Source organism: Streptomyces roseoverticillatus (assembly GCF_000719265.1).
GTDB lineage: Bacteria > Actinomycetota > Actinomycetes > Streptomycetales > Streptomycetaceae > Streptomyces > Streptomyces roseoverticillatus.
Window position 1 is genome coordinate 1 of the sequence record NZ_JOFL01000034.1, and the last position, 16,723, is coordinate 16,723.

The following is a 16,723-nucleotide window of genomic DNA, read 5'->3' on the forward strand; positions in this document are numbered from 1 at the left end:
CCGTGCGCTGACCGACCGGACTGTCCACACGTTGCGGTATCCGCGCGTCCCAGCACCACGCCAGGATGGCCCCTGCTCGCTGCGCGACCCCGGGGAGTACCTCGTGCTCCTGGTCGACGGGCCGAGCCGGGGAGTCGCCACTGTGTCCTTCGAGGACGACCGAGGGAAGGGCGCGCTCGCCGTCGAGGTCGCCGGAACGCTCATCGTCGCCACCCACGTGAGCGGGGACCAGCGGCGCACGCGCCAGCTGGCTCGCCTGGCCGAACTGGCCGCCACTCCCCCGGGACACACGGCAGTTCTTCTCGGTGACTTCAACACCGACCGCGCCACCGTGGCGTCGGCTCTGGACACTGGCTTCACCGTCGCGGATCTCCCGTCAGACGCCCTGCCGACACGGCCGCACCCGCCAGGCTCGGCGTCACCGTGGATCGACCACGTGGTCGTACGAGGCGCTGGCGTCAGCAGCGCGGCGGTCGAGAGCGCGGACGGCCTCTCGGACCACAACCTCGTCCGCGCCACCATCACCGTGTGAGCCCCCGCCCCGGCTCTCGGCAACGGGGCCGGCTCACCACTCTCGGTGAACGGTTCGCCGGACGGATGCTGGAGACCCTCGACGCGCTGTGCCGCGCGCCGGAACCGGCCTCGGCACTGCGCCACGCCGAGTCCGTCGGCCGGGCGGGGCCGGGCGCAGGCCGCCCTGGAGGTTGGAGACAGAAAGTCCGTGGACCCCCTCACGCTGCGCGCCGCTCGTCGCGACGCTGTCGGCGTACTACCTGCTCACTCAGGGGGTGAAGACCTGGTACATCTGTCGTTTCGGCACCTGGCCGTGACCGGCCGCGCACGCCTCACAGATCGAGTTCGGCGACGACGGCGCCGTGATCGGAGGCCTGGTCGGCGGGTCCGTGCACATCGGGGAACGTGCTGCCGAAATCGAAGATGCCGCGCCGCTCCACCTCCACCTCGGTCACCTTGGCGAACAGCTCCGGCGAGAACATCAGGTAGTCGATCTTCTCCTCTGCCGTGCACTTCCCGTGGGTGCCGGGCGGTCCCTCATAGCTGCTGTGGGTCATCGCGTCCTGTAGGCCCGTGGCCAGCAGGAACGACAGCGGCACGCTGTCCGGGGTGTCGTTGAGGTCCCCGGCGACCACGACATGGGCCGAGCGCTCGAGGGCGGCCTGGTAGATCTCGGCAACGCGCTCGCCCTGGAGCTTGCGCTTGTCGGCTCCACCGCCGCCGCGCTTGCTCTTGAAGTGGTTCCCGAGCAGCCACAGCGGCTCGCCGTCGATGTCGATCTCGAATTCCGGGCAGTCCCGGCTGAAGACGAGCCGGGAATTCTTCTTGTCGAAGATGTGCGAGCGTATCGAGGTGATGGGGTGGCGGCTGAACAGCCCGACGTCGATGCCACGCTCGTCGTTGCCGTCGATCAGCATGTTGAAGGGATATGCTTCCTCGCCGATCTGGCCGTGCAGCACTTGAGTGTTAAAGCGGTCCAGGGTGAGCCGGTCCTCGATCTCGACCATCAACAGGACGTCGGCCTTCACCGCGGCGATCACTCTGGCGGTGTTCTTGACAGCGGGCAAGCCGAGGTCGTCCGTTTTCAGCTCGGCCCAGCCGACCCAGGCGGGCCGTCCCGTTGCCTCATCCCTGACCTGGATGTTCTTGCCCTCACCCTTGAGCAGCCTCGCATGCCCGCGGGTTTCGTTCACCAAGATCGTCTGGGTGGATACGTCCTGGGAGACATCGACGCTGTGGGCCAGGAGGATCTCGATGATTCTGTCCTTGTCGTCGGACGTGTACGTCTTGTGATCGAGGATGCCGACGAGCTCTCTGAATTCGTTGAGTACTGTATTACGTACGTCGTCGTTCTCGATACCGAAGACGACGGGCCGCCGGAAGAGGTTCTCAGCGTTGAAGGTGGCGATGCGGATGCTCATGCTGCCTCCTCACATGCACCCTTTATTTTCCGGCGGCGCGTCGGCGCTGTCGAACGGAGCGGGCCGCTCCCGGAGGGGCCGCTCTGACGCACCAGCCGCGCGGCGGGCCCTCGCAGCGGTAGTCCGCCGACCCGATCGGCCCAGGCGCGCCGCTGGTGGTCAGGGCCAGGCCGCCCGGCCGGACCTCTGCTTGGAGACGCCGGAATCCGGAAGTCCGGAGTCTGCGTCCCGGAATCCGTAAGCCCGGAGTGACGACTCGTCACCTTGCGCCTGCTTGTCCCGGCGGGTCGTGATCCGCTCCGGGGGCCACGGAAGTGGATCAGTGCTTGCAGTCATCCGCACCACGTCCCTTTCGCCCCTGCATTCCCGGCAGCCGCAGCCGCCTCAGCCGCCCCAGCCCCGCCGGGGGCGATATCGCGACGTCCGCGGACGGCTGTCCCGTTCCCCAGGGGCCTCACCCCCTCACGCCCCCGAAGGTATTTGTGGTGAGCATGAACCGTCTCCCGCATCAGCGCCCTTTATGCGCGGATTTAACCATTGGCCGGATGCAATCACTTCAGTTCAGGTGTTGTCGGCATATGCATGAGGAGCTGTCCCGCACATGCCATGATGCCGCCCGGTTCCACGCCCACTCGTCGCCCATGTCCGGGGAGAAGAACCCATGGCGTTATCGCTCGACGAGCTGCTCGGCCTGTTCCCCGACTCCGGTGAGGACTTCCTCCTGCCCGTCGACCGGCTCGGGGACATCCCCGGCATCGGCCCGCTCCTGGAGACCTGGCTGGCGTCGTCCGACCTGACCGTGGGCGGCGCCATCCCCAACCGCGGCGAAGTGACCGTACAGGGCACGTACTCCTTCACCCTGGTCGAAGGCCCCTGCCCCGTCCTCGTCTCGTTCACCGTGGACGCCGCCATGCTGGTCACCGGGATGGCGCTGGACTTCGCCCTCCCGGCGACGGAGGACGACGCCGGCGAAGAGGATTCCTTCGCCCCGCACCTGGTGCTGTCCGCGAGCGGGCAGGGGCTGTCCGCCGCGCTCGTGCTGAAGTTCTCCGACGCGGACGACAAGCCCAAGGAGATGGCGTTCACCGCCACCTTGGACGGCACGACGGTGATCGGTGACTGGTCGTCCGACGACGGCCTGTCCTGGAACGACGTCGCGCACGCGATCGGCTCCGCCCCCGCCGACCTGCCCGACCAGCTGGTCCCCGTGCTCAAGCAGGTCGCGTTCGCCTACGACAAGCGCAAGAGGGCGTTCGTGCTCTCGGCCGCCACCAAGTACGTGCAGCTCGCCTTCGCCTCGCTGCCGCACCGGGCCGGCACGGGCGCTGCGGGGCCCCGGATCCGCGTCGTCCTGCTGCAGGGGAAGTACGAGGCGGGCCTCGCCGACCTGCCGTCGATCGGTGACCACGCCCCGGTCGAGGACGACCTGGTCTTCGCCGGGCTCCAGGCCTTCCACCTCTCCGCCGCGCTCAAGGCCCGCAAGGTCAAGGCCCTCAACGACCTGATGGCCAACACCGGTGTCAACCTGGGCCTGCCCAGCCGCAACCTCACCGCCGGCGCCTCCCTGGCCGTCACCGCCGGCGTCGCCGCGGCCGTCAAGAACTACGCCCTCGTGTATCCGCTGCGCCGCAAGCAGCCGGCACCAGGGCCGGGGCCGGGGCCAGTCCCGACGCCCCCGCCCAGCCTGCCGGCCGTCGTGCAGGAGGATCCGGACGACGTCCCCGCGCAGGCCAGCATCCCGGTCGGCGTGACGTTCGGGCCGCTGCGGGTGTCCGAGCTCGGCCTGTCCTACGCGAACGGCACGGCGCGGATCACCATCGACGCCACGGTCGACGCCGGCGGGATCGAGCTGAGCGCGTCCGGACTCGGTTTCGCCATCGCCCTGGACCGCGGCGACGGCGACTGGACCTTCCAGGCCACTCTCAGCGGCCTGGGCCTGTCCTACGACCGCCCGCCCGTCAGGATCGGGGGCGCCTTCCTCGTCAAGGAGTCCGAGCCCCCCTACGACATGCTGTTCGCGGGCATGGCCGTGATCGAGGCGCGGTTCGCTGCCATCAAGGTCCTCGGCGCGTACGCCCAGGCCGAGGGCGGCTACCCGTCGCTGTTCCTGTACGGGGTGCTCGCGGGCCGCAAGGGGCTCGGCCCGCCCCCGTTCCAGATCCGCGGGATCGCCGCCGGCTTCGGCTACAACAGTTCCGTCCGGCTTCCCGCGCCGGTCCAGACGCCGGAGTTCCCGTTCATCTCCGAGCTCGGTCACGGCGGCGCCGAGCGCCCGCCCCTGGAGGTGCTGGACGACCTGCTCGACGGCACCGGGGGCCGGCCCCCGTGGCTGACCCCGGCGGCCGGGCAGGTCTGGTTCGCCCTCGGCATCGACTTCACCGTCTTCCAGCTGGTCGGCGGCCAGGCACTGGCAATCGTCGAGTTCGGCGACGACTTCACCGTCGCCGTCCTGGGCCTGGCCACGGCCGCGTTCCCCGTCCGGCGCGGCTCCGGCGGAAAGACGTACGCCCAGGTCCAGCTCGCGATGCAGGCGCTGTACACCTCGCGCGAGAGCATGCTGGCGCTGGCCGCGGAGCTCACGCCCGAGTCGTACGTCCTCGACCCCGAGTGCCGGCTGACGGGCGGCCTGGCCTACCGCACCTGGTTCGGCGGGCCGTACAAGGGCGACTTCGTGTTCACCCTCGGCGGCTACCACCCCGCATTCGAGGCCGAGCGGCCCGATCACTACCCCGTCGTGCCGAGGCTCGGCTTCACGTGGGGCATCTCCGACGTCGTCACCGTCCGCGGCGAGGCGTACTGCGCACTGACCCCGTCCGCGCTCATGGCCGGCGGCCGGCTGGAGGTGTCGTTCCACTCCGGCATCGTCGAGGCCTGGCTGGTCGCCCGAGTGGACGCGCTGGTCCAGTGGAAGCCCTTCTACTTCCGGCTCGGCATCGGCGTCCGCATCGGCTTCGCGGTCGACCTGTGGCTGTTCACCGTACGGGGCGAGGTCGGCGTCGACCTCGATGTGTGGGGCCCGCCCGTGGGCGGGATCGCGACCGTGCACCTGTGGTGCATCGACTTCGACGTGGCGTTCGGGGCGAGCGGCGAGCGCAAGCCCGATCCCGCCTCCTGGAGCGAGTTCCAGGAGCAACTGCCCGCGCGCGACCAGATCCTGCGCATCACACCGCTCACCGGCATCCTGCCCGAGGACGAGGGCACGCGTGCCCGCCGGATGAAGGCCGGTGACGACCGCTGGGTCGTCTCCGCCGACGGCTTCTCCTTCGCCACGTCCACCGCCCTGCCGGCGTCGCAGGCCACGGCGGGGTCACGGCAGGTGGGCGGTAAGTCCCTCGACATCCGGCCCATGCAGGCCACCGGGCAGTCGTCCGTCCACCGCCTCACGGTGCTCCTCGGCGGCGACCCGTTCGACCCCTTCGACCCCGCCGTGCCGGAGCAGCGCCGCTGGCGGCTCGACCCCGTCAAGGACAATGTCCCGGAGGCTCTGTGGGGCACGGGCGACCCTGCGGACGAGGACTTCACGCCGGACCCGATCATCGAGGATCAGCTCACCGGGCTCGGGGTCACCGTGCCCAAGCCCGTGGACGGTCCGACGCCGGGCAGGATGACCGACGTCTCCCTCGGCGTCGAGCCGCTGATCCCCAGCGACGCCCTGCCGATCAGCCCCGCGGACCGGCCCACCGGCCCCGTACCCCGGCCCTGGGAACCGGGCGACGACCCCACCGGCATCGGCACGATCGCCGCCGGGATCGCCACGACCACCGTGCCCGCCCGCGACGCGCTCTACACCGAGCTGACCTCGCTGGGCCTCGCCCCGCCCTCGCACGACCGCCTGGACGGCTTCGCCGCCCTCGCGGACAACACCTTCACCGCCGAACCCATGACGCTCGGCCCCGCAACGCTCTGACACCCCCAACCGCGCGAGGGAATCCGCCATGACGCAGCCCGACGCCGCCGGGACCACCGGGGACGAGACCGAGACCCCCCGGTTCGACATCCACTTCCACGACGACCACGTCGCGCCCGCCCCCGGGGGCCTCTACCGGCTCACGCTCGAACACGAGGTGTCCGGCGACAAGGTCGGAAGCGACAGACTTCCGCCGGTCCAGCAGGATTTCGAGATCCGGACACCGCAGTTCACCATCGACGCGTCCTTCGTCCACGCCCTCCACCCCGCCCCCGCGGCGGTCGGCGCCTTCGACCGCGTCCTGCCGCACCTCACGCTCAACCGGCTCATCCTGCCCTGGGAGCGCGCCGTCAGCCCGGACCTGACGGGCCTGCCCTGGATCGCCCTGCTCCTGTTCGCCGAAGAGGAGTTGCCCGGCGACCCCAAGGCCCAGGGGCGCACCGACACGAGGACGGTCCGCCAGTTCCTCACCGCCACGGACGGCGACGTCCTCCTTCCCCGCATCGACCTCGACGACGTCCCGCCCGAGCTGTGGGACAGCACGTGCACCACCATCGACGTCCCGGCCGCCGTCTTCAAAGACCTCGTACCGCGGCGGGCCGACCTGCCGTTCCTGTGCCATGTGCGCAAGGTCCGGCCGTGGCAGCCGCCCGGGTCGGCAGCGGCCTCCGGCGAGAATCTGGAGATCGGCGACTACTCCGTCGTGGTCGCCAACCGCTTCCCCCGTACCGCCGGGCGCTACGCCGCCCACCTCGTCTCGCTGGAGGGATTCGGCGACCACCTCGCCGGGCAGCAGCCCACCCGGCCGGTCGTGCGCATGGTCTCCCTGTGGTCGTGGTCCTTCGAAGCGCGGCCCGACCCCACCGGCCACTTCGACGCGCTGATCCGGCACATGGCCGAGGACCCGGCAGGGCTCGGACTGCGCCTGCACCCCCGGCGGCCCGCGGGCGCACGGACCGCCGCCACCGACCGCCTCGATCTGGGCTATGCGCCCGTGGACTACGTCCTGCCGTCCGGGGAGCGCACGTTCGGCTGGTACCGGGGCCCCTTCACCCCGGTCGTGGCACCGGCCGTCCCCCGCCCCGCGGAGGGCTACCGGCAGGCGGACGAGGCGCTCGTCTACCTCACGGACCCCGGCGTCTTCGATGTCAGCTACGCCGCCGCCTTCACCCTCGGCCGGTCCCTCGCCCTCTCCGACGACACCCTGGCGGCCTCGCTGTCGGCGTTCCGGTCCCGGGCGCGCCACATCGCCGGACGCGCGCTGATGCGGACGAGGACGCCGCTGGCCACGGCGCCGGGCCGGGCGCACGAGCGCTTCCACGAGCTGATCGCCGGCGGACTCGGGCACCGGCTGCACGCCGCGGCCACCACCCCGGCCGCTGAAGCGCGTACGGGCGGCGCGACGACGCCACGGCTCCGAGCCGGAGGCGTCCCCCGGCCCCCGGCCGTCGAGGCCCTCCTGGACCGGTTGCGCGACGGCCGGGCACGGCAAGGGCTCCGGGCCGCGCTGTCCGCCCACCTCGCCCCGCTGATCAGCGCGGTCGACCAGGTGAGGCTGCTGGCGGCGACACCTCTGAGCCACCTGGTACCCGACGCACGCATGCTGCCCCCCGAGAGCCTGCGCTTCTTCCACGTCGATCCGCAGTGGTGCACCGCCGTGCGCGACGGCGTCCTGAGCACGGGCATCGGCACCTCACTCGACGCCGCGATCAACCGGCTGGCCCACGAGGCGCTGGACGAGCCGCAACGGCTCACCGGGCTGCTCATGCGGTCCGCTCTCGTACGGAACTGGCCCGACGTCGTGGTCGAGCCCCGCGTCACCGGCAGCGACGGCAAGCCGGAGCCGCTGACCGTCTTCCACCGCGTGATCATCGGCCCGGACCTGCTGCTGTGCCTCTTCGAAGGTGTTCCCGAAGAGGTGCGGTTCCGCGAACCGCACGAGGGCATCCACTTCGGCGTCGACGAGGGCGAGCGCATCGGGCTGCGCAGGCTCACCGAGCCGGTCGGCGCGTCGCTCAGGCAAGCGTTCCCGCCCGAGGGCGAGGGGGACATCACACGCTTCCTGCGTGCCGCCGGCGGTGACGGTGGCGGACCCGAGATCCTCGACCTCGCCGCGGGCGACGACCCCCTGGTCCCCGCCATGGCCGTGGTGCTCCGGGCCGCCGGGCAGCTCGGCCCGGACGACCCGCTCTCCCCCGCCGCGTTCGCGGTGGAGCTCGTCAACGCGCCGCAGTGCATCACCTTCTCCCCCTCCTCCGCCTCCGCTCCCTCCTTCGATCAGCCCGGCCGACAGTGAGGACCCGCACGATGAGCTCCCAGCCGCCCCTGATCGTCCCTGTCCAGGTGGACGCGTTCCTGGTGAACGAGCGCGTACGCAACAACCAGCCCCACCACCGCTGGTACGCCGACTTCGAGCAGTTGGACAAGCGGCAGATGCCCGAGCCCGACCCGTTCGACGTAGCGCCCGGCAAACCGGGGCTCGGTGTTCACGTGCAGTGGCTGCTTCCCGACGCGCTGCGGCGCGGCCGGCAGGACGGCCCGGCGGGCAAGGTGGAGTTCCCGGTCGTCCCCAACCGCTGGCTCGTCGTCCGCTACAGCCGCCCGGCGGACCGGCCCGAAGAGACACCGGCTGTGGCCGGCTGGGTCGTCGACAGCGACTACCTCGACTACGACGAGGGCACGAGCGCATTCCTCGACCCCTTCGAGGAACGGCCGACGCCCACCTACATCGGCAGGGCCCACGACCTGGCCGACGGCCCCTGGTCCGAACCCGAAGGGCGCCGGAAGTTCCTCACGGCGGTCGGGCCCGGCCTGCCGACCTTCGCCACGTACCAGCCGTACAGCGAGAACGTCTTCTCCCTCCACGACCCGCTGACCGGGCTCCCCGGTCCCGCCCTGCTCGGCTACGCCGTCGTCGGCTGGTACTCCGACCCTGCGTGGGACGTCCTGCAGGCGCCGCCGGACGGCGACGTCCGGGCACTGCTGGAGTCCCTGCGGTGGTCCACGACCGATCCCGCGGCGGCTCCCGCCCGGTCGTTCTACGCGGGCACCGCCCTCGGTCTCCACTGGGACCTCAAGGGCGACCCTCCGCTTCCGGGCAAGCCGGACGTGCGCGATGTCGACATCGCCGTCGGGCACATCGTCACCGACGCCGAGACCGCCCTGCTCCCGACCGCGCTGAACGACCCCGAGGCGGCCCTGCTGTGGGAGGCGTTCGCCTACGACCTGCTGGACGTCCTCGACGAGGGTGACGAAACGGCCCTCGACCAGGCCACCCGGCGCACCTGGTTCGACGCCGAAGGGGGCGGCTACTCCTGGCGTATCGTCGACTGCCCCGACCCGGCCGGCGGCGCGTGGCCGCAGCGGACACCGGAGCAGATCGCCGAGGAACGGCGCTGGCTGGCCGAGCTGAACCAAGTGCAGGAGGAGCACGACGTCGCCTCCCGCGAGCTCGCCCACGTCCAGCGCCGCCTGTACGGCCTGTGGTGGCTGAGCGGCCGTCCCAGCCGGCCCGCCGGCTGGGACGCGGCGTACGAAGCCGAGACCAAGCCGGAGGTGGAGGGCACGCTGGCCTGGCAGGTCCGGCAGCAGCTTGACACCGTTTTCGGCGCGGACGGTCTGCGCTCCCGCATTCCGTGGGGCGACACTGCCAAAGACCTCGACGACGCGGTCCGGGAGTACGCCGAGGAGCACGGCCTGGCACCGGGCAGGGAGCTGCAGCGGTGCGCCGACCCAGCGTTCCACAGCACCCCCGACCCGTCCGTCATCGTGCGCGGCGCCAAGCTGGACCGGCAGCTCACCGACGAGAACGCCCTGCCCTGCCGGACCCCCGCCGAGACGGTGACCGGCATCCGCATCGGCGGGGAAATGGTCCGGCCGCCCGCCGAGGTGCCAGCTCCCCCGCTGCCCCAGCTGCCGGAGTCCGGCGTGCTGCCTGCGCTCCTCGGGGAGTTCCTCCTCCTCGACCGCGCCGCCGTCACGCCCGGCTCGGCGCCCGATACGACGGCTCTGGAAGAGGCCCTCGCCAACGAGGAAACCCACGTTGACGGGGAAGTCGCCCGGTGGATGCGACTTTGGGCGCAACCCTGGTCGCCCCTGCACCTCATCTGGCGGATGAAGTGCTATCCCACCCCGTACCGCACCGGGGACGAGGACAACTGGTACTTCGACGGCACCCGCTACCGCTGGAACGGCGACAACATCGCTCCCGACGGTTTCGTCAACGGACGTGCCCTGCTCAACCCGCTGCCCTCCTTCAACACCCGCTCCCGCCTGGCACAGCACGCCCGCACATACCGCAGCGGGCCCGTGGCCGAGCTCAACGCGCTGCGCGACAAGGCCGGGGACTGGGACCAGCTGTCCCAGCGCATCCTCGGTGTCAACGACTGGCTGGCCCAGCACTCTCCCGCGACCGGCATCGCCCCCTCCTCGGACGACGATCTCGCGCAACTGGTCGACAACAGCCGCACCCGGGCCTCGCTGAGCGAGGTGCCCGACCCCGGTCCGGCCTCCGGATCCGGCACGCCCCGCGAGTTCCGCCCCGTCAGGGCCGGGCAGATCGCCTTCGAAGAGCTCCACGTGATCGACCGGTTCGGCCAGTCGCTGGCCGTCATCAGCCCGGACAACGTGGAACGGTTCAGGGTGGAGCGCGCCGACAGCGTCACCCCCGGCATCCCCGTGATCCCCGACGACTCCTACCGGTGCATCGAGCTGCCCCCGCGCCTGCTCCAGCCCGCCCGGCTGCGCTTCGACTACGTCTCGGCCCGCGACGACCACCACCGCATCGACGTCGACGCCGGGCCGCGGGAGGCCGCGGGCGAGAGCCCGGTGTGCGGCTGGCTGATCGTCAACCACCTGTCCGGGGCCCTGCTCGTCCACGCCCCGGAGGGCGGCGGGCTCGGCGAGATCCGGATCGTGCTCGACACCGCGCACCGACCGGTGCCGACCTGGTACCCGCTGCCCGGCTCCGCCTATCCCGACCCCGACCCGGAGACGGAATCGGGGCGGGCGTTCGCCGCGGCGCTGCCCCACCTGCACGGCTTCGTCACCGAACTCCTGCACGGCGGGGAACCCGCCTTCGCCCAGCTGCTCTCCGTCGTCGACAGGGCCATGTCGGCGACCGCGCACGGCGGGGACGACGACAGCCTCGCCGCCCTGGTGGGGCGGCCGATGGCGCTGCTCCGTTCGCGGCTGCGGTTCGAACTCAACGGTCCCGGGTTGACGCCCTCGTCCTGGGAGGACGTCATCAGCCCGCCGCCCGTACCGGAGTTCACCGGCTATCTGTGGAACGTCCGGCTGGGGGCCGGGGACATGCTCGGCGACGGGCTGGCCGGATTCTTCCGCGGCACCGACTACACGCGGCTGCACGCCGTTCCGGAGCCGGAGCAGCAGGCCGCGGGCGCGCAGTACGTGGTCCCCATCGACGGCAGCGAGATCGCACTGCCCGCGCGGCCGGCGGCCGCTCCCTCGCCGGAGGCCCGTGCCCGGGACGAGGAGGCCGCCGCCTGGGTGACGCTCCTCGCCGACCCCTGGGCGGCCGTCCACGCCGTGACCGACATCCTGCCCGTGGGCCGGCTCCTGCTGCCGCCGACCTGGGTACGCGAGCCCCTGGCCCGGCTGAAGTTGTCCTTCCGGATGGGTCCGCTGCTGGCGGGGACCCGTATGGTGACGGACGGGCAGGACAGCACGCCCGGCGAGCACGTCGTCACGCCCGGCCCCTCCGGCTGGCGCGGCACGTGGGCCTGGGCCGAACCGGTGGCCGCGAGCCGGGCGGTGCCAACGCCCGGCGGCCCGGCGCCCGACGGCCCGGCGGTTCCGGCCGAAGGCCCCGGAGCGTGGACCGTCCGTCCCCTCACCACCCCCGACGCGGCCCTCGCCCTGTCGGATGTCACCCCTGCCGCCCGTACCGGCTTCCTGCAGCTCAGCGGTGCGCTGGGCGAGACCGGCGAGAGCCGGCAGCGCCCGCCCGCGCAGGGCCCGGCCCCGACCCACGGGAGCACGTCTTGAACTCCTCGGCCACCGCGCTGTCCTACAGCGTCCACACCGACCCGGCCCCCTTGCGGATCGGCACGGAGAAGGCCCCCGCACACGCCACCGTGCGCATCGCTCTCACCAACTCCGGCCCGGATCCCGTCCCCTGCGGCACGATCGCCTTCACGCTCCCGGTCGGCGGCGGACCCGAAGCGCTCACAGCCGCACCGGACACCATCAGGGCGTCCACGGACGACGCCGGCTGGTCGGCCGAGCACCGGGGCGACGGGGTCTTCCACGTACGCCCGGCCACGGACGGCACGGAGCTCAAGCCGGGCGCCCGGATCGTGGTCACCCTCGCGGACGTCACGGTGAATCACGCGGTCGGCGCGTTCACGCTCGGTATCGGCGAGAGCGGGGGCGCGGGCGGGGGCGCGGAGAGCCTCCGGCGCGTGCCCGGCGGACTGCGGCTGGCCAAGGCGTCGCCGACCGCCATGCTGGAGGACTTCCGCCCGGACCAGGTCGACGTCCCCAACGGCGGGACGGTCAAGCTCACGTGGAAGTGCGAGGTCGGACCCGACTACGAGCTCTTCTACGGCGACCAGCGCCGCCTGGTCAACGACTGCATCGACGAGGACGGCAACGGCGAATGGACCTCGCCCGGCCTCACCAGCGCCACCGCGTTCATGCTCCTGGGCTCCACGGTGCAGGGCGGCTCCCCCGTCACCTACGGCCTCACCACCGCCGTCACCGTCACCGTGCCCGACCTCGAGGTCGGTGACCTCGAGGTCAACGGCTCCGTCCGCCTGTTCGGCCGGGCCGCGGAGATCGCCGGGGGCACGGAGAGCAGCCCGGCGGAGTACGTGGCCGACACCGACGGCGTGATCACCGGCTACATCAAGACCACGCAGGACCAGGTGCCTGCCGAGCTCAAGGTCTTCGTCACTCCCCCGGAACTGAGGCGACAGCAGTTCGCGACGCAGTCGTGGGACGCGCGGGGCGGCACGCTCAACCAGGAGGCGAGCCTGTTCGTCCCGGTGCCCAAGGGCTCGCACGTGCGGGTGGTCCAGAAGGGCGACACGAACTTCACCGCCGCCCTGACCTGGTTCCCGTTCGGCGCGGGCTCCCTGGCCCCTCCCCCTGCGTGATCTGTTCCGTCCTCAGCGATCTGTTCCGTCCCGTCCCTGCCCGGCGACCGCTGGAGTTCCCGTCATGCCCGAGAGCACCGACAGCACTGACAACACCGGCAACACCGACCTCACACCTCCGGGCGTCAATGCGGCGTTCAGCCTCCCGGACTCGGGCCCGTCCCGGGCCTCCGTCTTCATGGTCCGCGGCGACTGGGCCGTCCGGCACGAGGCGGCGGCGGTGGCCCCGCCCGCCGAGGGGGCCGCCGTGCGCGACCTGTGGCCCGGCCTGCCCACCGCGTACCGGAACGGCTTCGACGCAGCCTGCTCGACGGACACCGCGCGTGTGTACCTGTTCAAGGGCGCGACCTGTGTGTTCTACGACGTCGCGCAGAACGCGACGGTGCCGCCGAACTCGTCACCCGTGCCCATCGGCGACAAGTTCCCCGGGCTCCGCAAGGACGCACCGGACTTCGCCGACGGCATCGACGCCGGCCTGCCGGCACCCGACGGAACGGTCTACTTCTTCCGCGGCAGCCGGTGCGTCAACTACGACATCGAGGGTGACGAGGTCCTCGAGCAGGGCGCGATCGCCGACTTCTGGCACAACCCCGACCACCCCGACCCCGGCATCGCCGACGGCATCGCGGCGGCCTTCAACCACCCGGCCACCAGCAACGGCTATCTCGTCACCCGGGACGGCAAGCGCTACGTCGAGTGCGACACCGACCCCGTCCGGCACCGGATCACCTCCGGCACCAAGACGCTCCGGGACCGGTGGCCGTACCGCACGTTCCTGACCGTGCTCGACGGGTCCGACGGCCGGCTCTGGGTCTTCGACGCCGACAGCGGGCAGACGATCAGGCAGGGTCAGACCGGCCGCGAGCCCGGCGGCGTCGTGATCTCCCCCGACGGTTTCCGGGTCCTGGCGACCGCCAAGGGGGCCGCCGGAGGCGAGGGGACCCTCGCCCTCCTGGACATCACGGCGGGAGCCCTCAAGACGGTGGCAGCGGGTGCGTGGCCCTACCGGGTGGCGGTCCTGCCCGACGGCTCCGCGGCCTACGTCACCAACCCGCTGGACGAGGCCGCGCACGCGATCGACCTCGTCACCGGGGAGAAACACCGCATCGGCACCGGCCCCCGGCCCGACGGCGTCGTGGCATCGCCGGAGGGCGACTTCGTCTACATCGGCTGCGACGACGACCCCGCCGTGGCGGTCGTGGACACGGCGCGGCAGGAGGTCACCAGGGGCCTCGGCGGGTGGACGACCGCGACGTGCATGGCACTCACCCCCGACGGCGCCACCCTGGCCTTCGGTATCCCACCCGTGAACATGGTGGCCGTCGCCAGCACCTCCGGCAGCGGCGAACCTCCCCTCGTCCCGGTCGGGCAGTCCCCGGAACAGCTCGTGGCGTCACCGGACTCCCGGTACGTGTACGTCGCCAACCGCGGTGCGGAAGTGAAGGTGATCGATGTCGCCACCGTCCGTGAAGTGACGCCCGTCCGCGTACGCGACCGCTCGAACGCGATCGCGCTCTCACCCGACGGGGAGCACCTCTTCGTCACCAGTGAGCGCGTCGCCTCGGTACAGAAGGTGCGGGTGTCCGACGGAGTGCAGGTCGAGGAGTTCCCCCTGGGAGCGGCCCTGGGCCTCTCCGCGTACCTGGCCGTCGGCCCCGCCTGGGGCTGACGGGACGGCGGAGACCGAGACGGAGGCGAGGCGCGCCATGGGCGTACGACGACCCGAAGACAGCACCTGTGTACTGACCTACACCGTGGAGACCGACCCGGCACCGATCCAGGTCTCCCAGGGAACGACCCCGGCGACACCCACGCTGCGGATCACCGTCACCAATCACCAGCAGACCCCGGTCTCCGTCGAGACGGTCCGCTTCTCCTACCCGGTGGGAAGCGGGCCCGGCGACCTGACGGCGAAACCGGACAGCGGGGTCCCCGACATCGACGACAGCCAGAAATGGGTGTTCGAGCGCGACTCCGAGACCCCGGCGTTCGTCCTCAGGCCGAGGCGCTTGAACCGGCCCTTTCCCCCGGGGGACCAGGTGGAGCTGTCGATCGCCGGCATCGAGGTCAACTCGGCGGTCGGCACCAGCAAGCTGACCGTCACCGAGACGCTCCTGGACGGGGGCGAGCCCCAGCAGGAGGAGTGGCCCCTGGCGAAGGTCCCGGCGGGGTTCACCGTGAGCGACTTCCGCCCCACGTACATCCTCGTCCGGAGCGGCTCCCCGGCCGAGCTGACCTGGCGGGGCACCAACCGGGACGGAGCCACGTACACGATGCTGCACGGCGGAGAGCCCGTGGACGTCACCGGCATCCACAACTGGCCCACACCGAACCTGCACCGCGACACCGTGTTCGTACTCGCGGTGAAGGTGGACGTGGACGGCAACGTCGCCGAATACGCGCTGACGACCGCCGTCACGGTCGCCCGGCCCGACCTGACCATCGGCGACCTCACCGTCAACGGGAAGACCACGCTCACCCACCTGCCCACGGAGTTCGGCCTGGGAGATGCGGACGAGCTCACGTACACGGCGGAGACGGACGGCCTCCTCACCGGGCAGCTCGTCACCGAGGAGGACGCGCCGGGCGACGACGCCCCCACACTCACGGTCACGGTCTCGGCCGACGGAACGGACCGGCTCACCAGCGTCCAGTCACGGCACGCACCGCCGGACCCCGAGGACCCGAGGTTCCCGGGCTCCCGGCTGACAGCCGTCGTTCCCCGGGGAGCCCGGGTGAGGATCGGCCGGTCGGGCACCGCACCGAGCCGGCACCTCCTGTCCTGGCTGCCCTTCGGCACCGGCGAACTCAAGCCCGTGGACTCCTGATGGCTGTGTTGCCGCGGTGCGGGGCCCCGTCTCGGTACGGGCGCCCAGCTCGCGCCACGGCAGCAGGCCCAGCGGGCGCAGGTTGTCCCGCAGCCCGGCCACGAGCTGCGGGCTGACCTCGCCCTCCTCGACGGTCCATCCGTAGTGGGCGGGCAGCCGCGTCACGGCCAGATGCGGGAAGAACTCGGAGTGTGGCCGGCGGCCCTTCAGATCGGCAGCCCGATGATCCCCCACCCACGGTGGTGGGCCTCCGCGACGACCTCGGCCCATCCGTGGAGAAGCGTGGTGAATTCCTCGAACGTACCGACCCACTCCCCAGGGGCGGCTGCACGGGTGTCGAACGGTTCACGCAGCGTTTGGAGACGAGGGCCGGCTGTCGTCCACGCCTGTGCCAGGGCCGGTACGTCGGGAGGATGGCAGTAGGCCCACATGGCGTCGTACCAGAATTCGGCGTCGTCCTCGCCCTGCGGATCGCTTTCAGTGCCCGGCAGAACCCAGGTCAGTCCGGCAAGGAAGGTGTCCAGCGCCGTGCGCAGGTCAGCCGGGACGTGCTCGCGAACGGCCTCCCACCGCTCGCCCGCCCAAAAGTGCGGCTTGAACGATCCCAGCGTGCCGGCGAAATCGTACCGTGCGCACCAGGCCGGGACCGGTTCGGGAGCGGGAGGCAGCCAGGCCCAGCCCTCATCGAGTGATCCGTCGTAGTCGTCCGGCTCCGCGGCCTCGATGAGCGCGCGCTCGCGTTCGAGAACAGGGATGTTCTCCAGTTCGGTCCAGTCCACTATGACCGCCGTGATGTCCACTCCCATGATCACGAGCCTACGTCCTGATGGATCTGCCTGGTGGAGTTGCTCGGCAGCTGCGGGGCTCGGCGATCGCCCTGGGCGCCGTCACCCGCTCCTCGCCCTCACCGCCGCCCGGCTGCGGGACCGCCCCGCG

At 71.7% G+C, this 16,723-nt stretch carries 9 protein-coding genes; 7 read left to right on the forward strand and 2 right to left on the reverse strand.

The window, feature by feature from the left end; translation table 11 throughout:
• On the forward strand, positions 1-532 hold a 532-nt coding region (locus IF61_RS0129275), incomplete at its 5' end, for an endonuclease/exonuclease/phosphatase family protein (protein WP_043191313.1).
• Between the two features lie 313 nt (positions 533-845).
• Here the strand turns inward: IF61_RS0129275 and IF61_RS0129280 are convergent.
• Entirely contained in the window at positions 846-1,934 is a 1,089-nt protein-coding gene (locus tag IF61_RS0129280) for an endonuclease/exonuclease/phosphatase family protein (RefSeq protein WP_030369564.1), read from the reverse strand.
• 661 nt (positions 1,935-2,595) lie between these two features.
• Between IF61_RS0129280 and IF61_RS0129285 the strand changes: the two genes are divergently transcribed.
• From IF61_RS0129285 to IF61_RS0129310, 6 genes are all read left to right on the forward strand, one after another.
• Positions 2,596-5,841 carry a DUF6603 domain-containing protein gene (locus tag IF61_RS0129285; protein ID WP_052393183.1) on the forward strand — a complete coding sequence of 1,082 codons (3,246 nt, stop codon included), beginning with the start codon at positions 2,596-2,598 and terminating at the stop codon, positions 5,839-5,841.
• Between the two features lie 28 nt (positions 5,842-5,869).
• A complete protein-coding gene (locus IF61_RS0129290; protein ID WP_052393185.1) occupies positions 5,870-8,137 on the forward strand; it encodes a hypothetical protein in 2,268 nt (755 codons plus the stop codon).
• 11 nt (positions 8,138-8,148) lie between these two features.
• Positions 8,149-11,847 carry a hypothetical protein gene (locus tag IF61_RS33690; RefSeq protein ID WP_052393187.1) on the forward strand — a complete coding sequence of 1,233 codons (3,699 nt, stop codon included), beginning with the start codon at positions 8,149-8,151 and terminating at the stop codon, positions 11,845-11,847.
• Positions 11,844-12,959, forward strand: coding sequence for a hypothetical protein (locus IF61_RS0129300; protein WP_030369568.1), 1,116 nt, complete (start codon positions 11,844-11,846; stop codon positions 12,957-12,959). Before IF61_RS33690 ends, IF61_RS0129300 begins: the two co-directional genes overlap by 4 nt.
• A 64-nt stretch (positions 12,960-13,023) precedes the next feature.
• The gene (locus IF61_RS0129305) at positions 13,024-14,628 is read left to right on the forward strand and encodes a hypothetical protein (protein WP_052393188.1); all 1,605 of its coding nucleotides are present in this window, start codon (positions 13,024-13,026) and stop codon (positions 14,626-14,628) included.
• A gap of 37 nt (positions 14,629-14,665) precedes the next feature.
• The gene (locus IF61_RS0129310) at positions 14,666-15,787 is read left to right on the forward strand and encodes a hypothetical protein (RefSeq protein ID WP_030369570.1); all 1,122 of its coding nucleotides are present in this window, start codon (positions 14,666-14,668) and stop codon (positions 15,785-15,787) included.
• Positions 15,788-15,993: 206 nt separating this feature from the next.
• On the opposite strand, the gene IF61_RS0129315 is transcribed toward IF61_RS0129310, so the two are convergent.
• Positions 15,994-16,593 carry a hypothetical protein gene (locus IF61_RS0129315; protein WP_030369571.1) on the reverse strand — a complete coding sequence of 200 codons (600 nt, stop codon included), beginning with the start codon at positions 16,591-16,593 and terminating at the stop codon, positions 15,994-15,996.
• Between the last annotated feature and the right edge of the window lie 130 nt (positions 16,594-16,723).